This is a genomic window from Serratia sp. (in: enterobacteria) (assembly GCF_046715635.1).
GTDB lineage: Bacteria > Pseudomonadota > Gammaproteobacteria > Enterobacterales > Enterobacteriaceae > Chania.
In genome coordinates, this window is the sequence record NZ_JBKJYW010000249.1 from 1 (window position 1) to 5,816 (window position 5,816).

Consider the following 5,816-nt stretch of genomic DNA (forward strand, 5'->3'; position numbering starts at 1 on the left):
AGCCCATGCGTCCTGCAGGCAGAGCACCACAACAAGTTCGCCCCCTGACACTGACCCGTCACTACACGAAACACGCTGAAGGTTCAGTGCTGGTTGAGTTTGGCGATACCAAAGTTTTGTGCACCGCCACGGTAGAAGAGGGCGTTCCGCGCTTCTTGAAAGGCCAGGGGCAAGGGTGGATCACCGCAGAATACGGCATGTTGCCGCGTTCTACCCACAGCCGTAATGCCCGCGAAGCGGCCAAAGGCAAGCAGGGTGGCCGTACGTTGGAGATCCAGCGTCTGATCGCTCGTTCACTGCGTGCCGCAGTGGATCTGAAAAAACTCGGTGAGTTCACCATCACCCTGGACTGCGATGTGCTGCAAGCCGATGGCGGCACCCGTACCGCTTCCATCTCCGGAGCCTGTGTGGCGCTGGCCGATGCGCTGAATGCGCTGGTTGCCGCCGGTAAACTGAAAGCCAACCCGATGAAAGGGCTGGTGGCTGCGGTTTCGGTAGGTATCGTTGGCGGCGAAGCGCTGTGCGATCTGGAGTATGTGGAAGATTCTGCCGCAGAAACCGATATGAACGTGGTGATGATGGAGGATGGCCGCATGATCGAGGTGCAAGGCACCGCCGAGGGTGAGCCGTTCAGCCACGATGAGCTATTGGCGCTACTGGCGCTGGCCCGAGGGGGCATCGAAACCATCTTCCAGGCGCAGAAAGCGGCGCTGGCAGACTGATTTTTAAAGGCGACCAAGCAGTCGCCTTTTTTATGCCCGGAAATCGGGCTGAAATAGAACCAAAGTTACATACCCGTCGTCTTTCAAGCTTGTCGCCTAGCTGTGCTGTACAAGGATGTACGAATGCCGCGAGCGCAAGGATGCGCAAGAGCGGCCAACTTGAAATCCATAGGGTATAATTTGATGAGGAGAAGCAGTAATGAAAGCCTACCAGCGCCAGTTTATCGAGTTTGCGCTCAGCAAGCAGGTATTGAAATTCGGCGAGTTCACCCTGAAATCCGGCCGTACCAGCCCCTATTTCTTCAATGCCGGCCTGTTTAATACCGGGCGTGATCTGGCGCTGTTAGGGCGTTTTTATGCCGAGGCGCTGGTGGATTCCGGCATCGAGTTCGATCTGCTGTTTGGCCCAGCCTACAAAGGTATCCCGATCGCGACCACCACCGCTGTGGCATTGGCAGAACATCACAATCTCGATTTGCCTTATTGCTTCAACCGTAAGGAAGCCAAGGAACATGGCGAAGGCGGCACGCTGGTAGGCAGCCCGTTGCAGGGCCGTGTGATGCTGGTGGATGACGTGATCACCGCCGGGACGGCCATCCGTGAATCGATGGAAATTATCAGTGCCCATAACGCCAGCCTGGCCGGTGTGCTGATTTCTCTCGATCGTCAGGAACGTGGCCGTGCCGACATTTCTGCGATCCAGGAAGTGGAGCGTGATTATCACTGCAAAGTGATCTCGATTATTACGCTCAAGGAGCTGATTGCTTACCTGGAAGAGCAGCCGGAAATGGCTGAAAGCCTGGTGGCAGTGCGGGCCTATCGCGAGCAGTACGGGGTTTAAAGTAATAACGCCGGGCTAAACCCGGTTATACCCGTCGTCTTTCAAGCTGCAGCGTTGTTACCTGCACTTACTCACCCCAGTCACTTACGAAAAGTAAGCTCCTGGGGATGAGTAAGCTTGTCGCCTAGCTGTGATGTACATGGATGTACAAATGCCGCGAGCGCAGGGATGCGCAAGAGCGGCCAACTCAAAATCCATAGGCCATAAACGGCTATGGAGTACTACCGATTCAATCCTTTATTATTGCAGTTGTGCTGCTAACAGCGGCCAGCGGGCATCGAAATCCTGCGTTGGGCGGTAGCGGAATTCGGAGCGAATATAGCGCGACAGCATCCCTTCACAGAAGGCCAGGATCTGGCTCGCCAGCAAGGTTTCATCGACGATAAAGCCCTTTCCTTCCCGCAGCTTACGTTCCTTCAATACCTGACGCAGTTGCGCTTCAATCCGCTCGAACAGCTGGTTGATCCTGCCCTGCAGGCGATCTTGCTCAAACATCAGCGCGTGGCCGGTCATGATCCTGGTCAGGCCTGGGTTGCGCTCTGCAAACCCCAGTACCAACAACACAATCAGGCGTAGGCGGTTGAACGTCTCTTTTTCATCCTGCAAGATCAGGTTGATGCGCGTTATCAGGCTGTCTTCAATAAACTCGATCAGGCTATCAAACATCCGCGTCTTGCTGGGGAAATGCCGATAAAGGGCAGCCTCAGAGACACCAACGTTTGCGGCAAGCTTGGCTGTGGTAATGCGCTGGCTGCCATCGCTGGATTCCAGCATCTGGGCTAACGCCTGCAATATCTCCTCACGCCGATTCCTTTTGGTATTTTCTTTTTCTGCCATGTTTGATTAGACCCTTGCTAAAACGGCTTATCCCCTCAATCTCTTCGGGTATAGATTTGCGAAAACCCGCGCACCGGCCGTTGCAGAGTAAACTCTGTGCGGCTTATAAGATCGCTGTTGTACGGTGTAATGGCTAAACAGGTCTTTCAGACCCTTATTCTCCGTGCGTTACTCTCAATTGCCAGACCCACCGTGCCGCATCGCAAGCGGCGCGGTTGCAGGCGCCATCCCTGTAAATCATTCGGTTACGGGCAGGTTCTATTGGCGACCAGAATGGCCAAAACCACCGGTACCCCGTTCGCTGCTATCGAACTCTTCCACCAGATTAAACTCGGCTTGCACCACTGGCACAAATACCATCTGTGCGATGCGTTCACCCGGTTCGATAGTGAAGGATTTCTGGCTACGGTTCCATACGGAAACCATCAGTTGGCCCTGATAATCGGAATCGATCAGGCCAACCAGGTTACCCAGCACTACGCCGTGCTTATGGCCCAGACCGGAGCGCGGCAGGATCACTGCCGCAAGACCGGTATCGGCGATGTGGATAGCCAGGCCGGTAGGCAGCAGGGTGGTTTCGCCTGGTGCCAACTCAACCGCGCTGTCCAGACAGGCGCGCAGATCAAGCCCCGCAGAGCCTGGGGTGGCATAGGTTGGCAATGGGAAATCTTGACCAATACGTGGGTCAAGGATCTTAACGTCGATTTTTTTCATCATAACGGCTGACTATCTCGTCTAGTAAACGTTGGCCAAGGAGTGCCTTGTTGCTATGCGGCAGGCGCTTGTCTCCATCCTGCCAAAAAAGATGCAGGGCATTGGTATCACTGTTAAAACCGTGCTCTGCAAGCGATACATCGTTAGCGCAGATTAAATCCAGTTTTTTACGCAGTAGTTTTTGTCGCGCATATTCTTCCACATTCTGGGTTTCAGCCGCAAACCCGACGACAAAGGGACGATTTTTGCTCATCGCGGCAACGCCCGCGACAATATCCGGATTCTTGATCATCTTGAGGGTGATTTCATCACCCTGCTTTTTGATTTTCTCATCGGCAATCTGTTCTGCGCGATAATCCGCTACGGCGGCGCAGGAGATAAAGATGTTCTGCTGCGCGGCGTGCTGTTGTACCGCTTGCTCCATTTCCAGCGCGCTGACGACATCTACACGGGTTACCCAAGGCGGCGTAGGCAGGCTGACCGGCCCGGCGACCAACGTCACTTGCGCACCACGAGCGGCGGCGGCCTTGGCGATAGCAAAACCCATCTTGCCAGAGCTGTGGTTGCTAATGAAACGCACCGGATCCAGTGCCTCACGGGTGGGGCCCGCGGTGATCATAATCTTTAAATGTTGCAGATCCTGCGGCGCAGAGAAATGAGCGTTAGCCAGCTCCACTATCTGCAACGGGTCTAGCATGCGGCCAGGCCCGATATCGCCACAGGCCTGGCTACCGCTGTCTGGCCCCCATAGCAGCAAACCACGCCCTTGGAGGGTTTGTAGATTGGCCTGGGTGGCGGCAGCGCGGTACATCTGCTGGTTCATGGCCGGTGCTGCCGCGATTGGGGCTGCGGTAGCCAGGCAGACCGTGGTCAGCAGATCGTTGGCCATGCCGGCGGCAACGCGGGCCAGCAGATCGGCGGTGGCCGGGGCCAGGATCACCAGATCGGCCCATTTGCCCAATTCAATATGGCCCATGGCGGCTTCTGCTGCGGGATCCAGCAGATCGTCGAAAACCGGATAGCCGGAAACGGCCTGCAGCGTCAGTGGGGTAATGAAGGCTTTGGCAGCGCTGGTCATCACCACTCTTACCTCGGCGCCTCTGTCGCGCAGGCGGCGCACCAGCTCAGGGCATTTGTAAGCGGCGATACCGCCACTGATGCCAAGCACAATATGTTTGCCGGAAAGTCCCGTCATCATGATTGTCCGATTGAAATCCGAAAGAGGCGGTCATTTTAGCATAACCGCTGCCAGGTGGAGCGATTCTGCTGTGTATGCAGCCAGTTACATGCGGGTTTTCGTAACACTTCGCAATATTATCAATCACCTGTCGCACGATGAAATTCCCCGTGACATGCTGCTGTAGCAGGCAGGGAGGTGGCAATGAGCAATCAGGATATGTCGTTATGGCCTGGGGCTTTGGCGCCCAGGGAAAAATTGATGCGTGATGGCGCTGCGGCGCTCTCCGATATGGAGCTGTTGGCAATTTTCTTGCGAACCGGGCTACCTGGGGTTCACGTCTCACAGCGGGCCGAACAGCTGTTGGCGCACTTTGGTTCGCTGTATCACCTGGTTTCGGCGGACTATGAACAATTTCGTAGTCAGAAAGGGCTGGGGATTGCCACCTATGCACAGTTGCAGGCAATTTCCGAATTAGCCTTCAGGCTATTTTCCGGCCCCCATTTGCTGGAAAACGCGCTGCTGAACCCGAAAATTACCCAGCACTACCTGCACAGTTTGCTGGCTCACCATGATCGAGAGGTGTTTTTAGTGTTGTTTTTAGACAATCAGCACCGGGTTATTCGCCATCAGGAGATGTTTGCTGGTACCATCAACAGCGTCGTTGTCCACCCAAGAGAAATTGTGCGTGCGGCGTTGAAGGCTAATGCAGCAGCCCTCATTCTGGCGCATAATCATCCTTCGGGTAAGGCTGAACCCAGTCACGCCGACCGTTTGATAACCGAGCAAGTGGTTAATGCCTGCCAGTTATTGGAGATCCGAGTGCTCGATCATTTGGTGATAGGCCGGGGTGAATGCGTCTCTTTTGCCGAGCGCGGATGGCTATAAGCAACTTTTTCGCGATCCTTGAGGGATCTTTAGCTGTTCGGGACTTGAGCACTTACGCTTCAGAGCGTATACTACGCCACCTTTGAGAATCTTGGGTTTGGCGTTAAGAGCCTATCTCAGCAGGTTTCCAACCTGATGTGAGGTTTCTGACCTGATGACGAGAGTCTCCTCAGTATGAAGTTTGCTGAGATGGGCTCTAAAAGCCTGACGAGGCGGCCATACCCTATACGAAGCTCGAGCTGATTTGATTTTTGGAGAATAAGACATGTCACGAGTCTGCCAAGTTACTGGCAAGCGCCCGGTGAGCGGTAACAACCGTTCCCACGCAATGAACGCGACCAAACGCCGTTTTCTGCCTAACCTGCACTCACACCGTTTTTGGGTTGAGGCTGAGAAGCGCTTTGTAACTCTGCGTGTATCTGCTAAAGGTATGCGTGTTATCGATAAGAAGGGTATTGAGACGGTCTTGGCCGATCTGCGTGCCCGTGGTGAGAAGTATTAAGGAACTGCATCATGGCTAAAGGTGTTCGCGAGAAGATCAAGCTGGTTTCTTCTGCTGGTACTGGTCACTTCTATACCACCACGAAGAACAAGCGTACTAAGCCGGAAAAATTGGAACTGAAGAAATTCGATCCAG

The 5,816-nt window shown here is 54.5% G+C and carries 8 protein-coding genes; 5 read left to right on the forward strand and 3 right to left on the reverse strand.

All coding sequences use genetic code 11. From position 1 onward, the window contains the following. Positions 1-5: 5 nt before the first annotated feature. On the forward strand, positions 6-722 hold the full coding sequence (gene rph, locus ACLQ7H_RS12340) for a ribonuclease PH (protein WP_037376445.1): 717 nt from the start codon (positions 6-8) through the stop codon (positions 720-722). 199 nt (positions 723-921) lie between these two features. Beyond that, the gene (pyrE, locus tag ACLQ7H_RS12345; RefSeq protein ID WP_411752923.1) at positions 922-1,563 is read left to right on the forward strand and encodes an orotate phosphoribosyltransferase; all 642 of its coding nucleotides are present in this window, start codon (positions 922-924) and stop codon (positions 1,561-1,563) included. Positions 1,564-1,803: 240 nt separating this feature from the next. Here pyrE and slmA read toward each other — a convergent pair whose 3' ends face one another. From slmA to coaBC, 3 genes are all read right to left on the reverse strand, one after another. Beyond that, positions 1,804-2,400 (reverse strand): nucleoid occlusion factor SlmA, encoded by a 597-nt coding sequence (gene slmA / locus ACLQ7H_RS12350; protein ID WP_021181838.1) that lies wholly within the window; start codon positions 2,398-2,400, stop codon positions 1,804-1,806. A gap of 258 nt (positions 2,401-2,658) precedes the next feature. Continuing rightward, positions 2,659-3,117 (reverse strand): dUTP diphosphatase, encoded by a 459-nt coding sequence (dut, locus tag ACLQ7H_RS12355; protein ID WP_037408615.1) that lies wholly within the window; start codon positions 3,115-3,117, stop codon positions 2,659-2,661. Beyond that, entirely contained in the window at positions 3,095-4,312 is a 1,218-nt protein-coding gene (gene coaBC, locus ACLQ7H_RS12360) for a bifunctional phosphopantothenoylcysteine decarboxylase/phosphopantothenate--cysteine ligase CoaBC (RefSeq protein ID WP_411752924.1), read from the reverse strand. The genes dut and coaBC overlap by 23 nt, the downstream gene beginning before the upstream one ends. Before the next feature lie 183 nt (positions 4,313-4,495). On the opposite strand from coaBC, the gene radC reads away from it, so the two are divergent. From radC to rpmG, 3 genes are all read left to right on the forward strand, one after another. Then, on the forward strand, positions 4,496-5,179 hold the full coding sequence (gene radC / locus ACLQ7H_RS12365; protein ID WP_411752925.1) for a RadC family protein: 684 nt from the start codon (positions 4,496-4,498) through the stop codon (positions 5,177-5,179). Positions 5,180-5,444: 265 nt separating this feature from the next. Then, the gene (gene rpmB, locus ACLQ7H_RS12370; RefSeq protein ID WP_004931195.1) at positions 5,445-5,681 is read left to right on the forward strand and encodes a 50S ribosomal protein L28; all 237 of its coding nucleotides are present in this window, start codon (positions 5,445-5,447) and stop codon (positions 5,679-5,681) included. Between the two features lie 11 nt (positions 5,682-5,692). Then, positions 5,693-5,816: 50S ribosomal protein L33 (gene rpmG / locus ACLQ7H_RS12375; RefSeq protein ID WP_411703548.1), on the forward strand; the 124-nt coding region annotated here is incomplete at its 3' end.

Bases quoted from the DNA above. Each gene is read 5' to 3' on its own strand.
- pyrE (WP_411752923.1), top strand. From the start codon at position 922: ATGAAAGCCTACCAGCGCCAGTTTATCGAGTTTGCGCTCAGCAAGCAG.
- rpmB (WP_004931195.1), top strand. From the start codon at position 5,445: ATGTCACGAGTCTGCCAAGTTACTGGCAAGCGCCCGGTGAGCGGTAAC.
- radC (WP_411752925.1), top strand. From the start codon at position 4,496: ATGAGCAATCAGGATATGTCGTTATGGCCTGGGGCTTTGGCGCCCAGG.
- coaBC (WP_411752924.1), bottom strand. From the start codon at position 4,312: ATGATGACGGGACTTTCCGGCAAACATATTGTGCTTGGCATCAGTGGC.
- dut (WP_037408615.1), bottom strand. From the start codon at position 3,117: ATGATGAAAAAAATCGACGTTAAGATCCTTGACCCACGTATTGGTCAA.
- rph (WP_037376445.1), top strand. From the start codon at position 6: ATGCGTCCTGCAGGCAGAGCACCACAACAAGTTCGCCCCCTGACACTG.
- slmA (WP_021181838.1), bottom strand. From the start codon at position 2,400: ATGGCAGAAAAAGAAAATACCAAAAGGAATCGGCGTGAGGAGATATTG.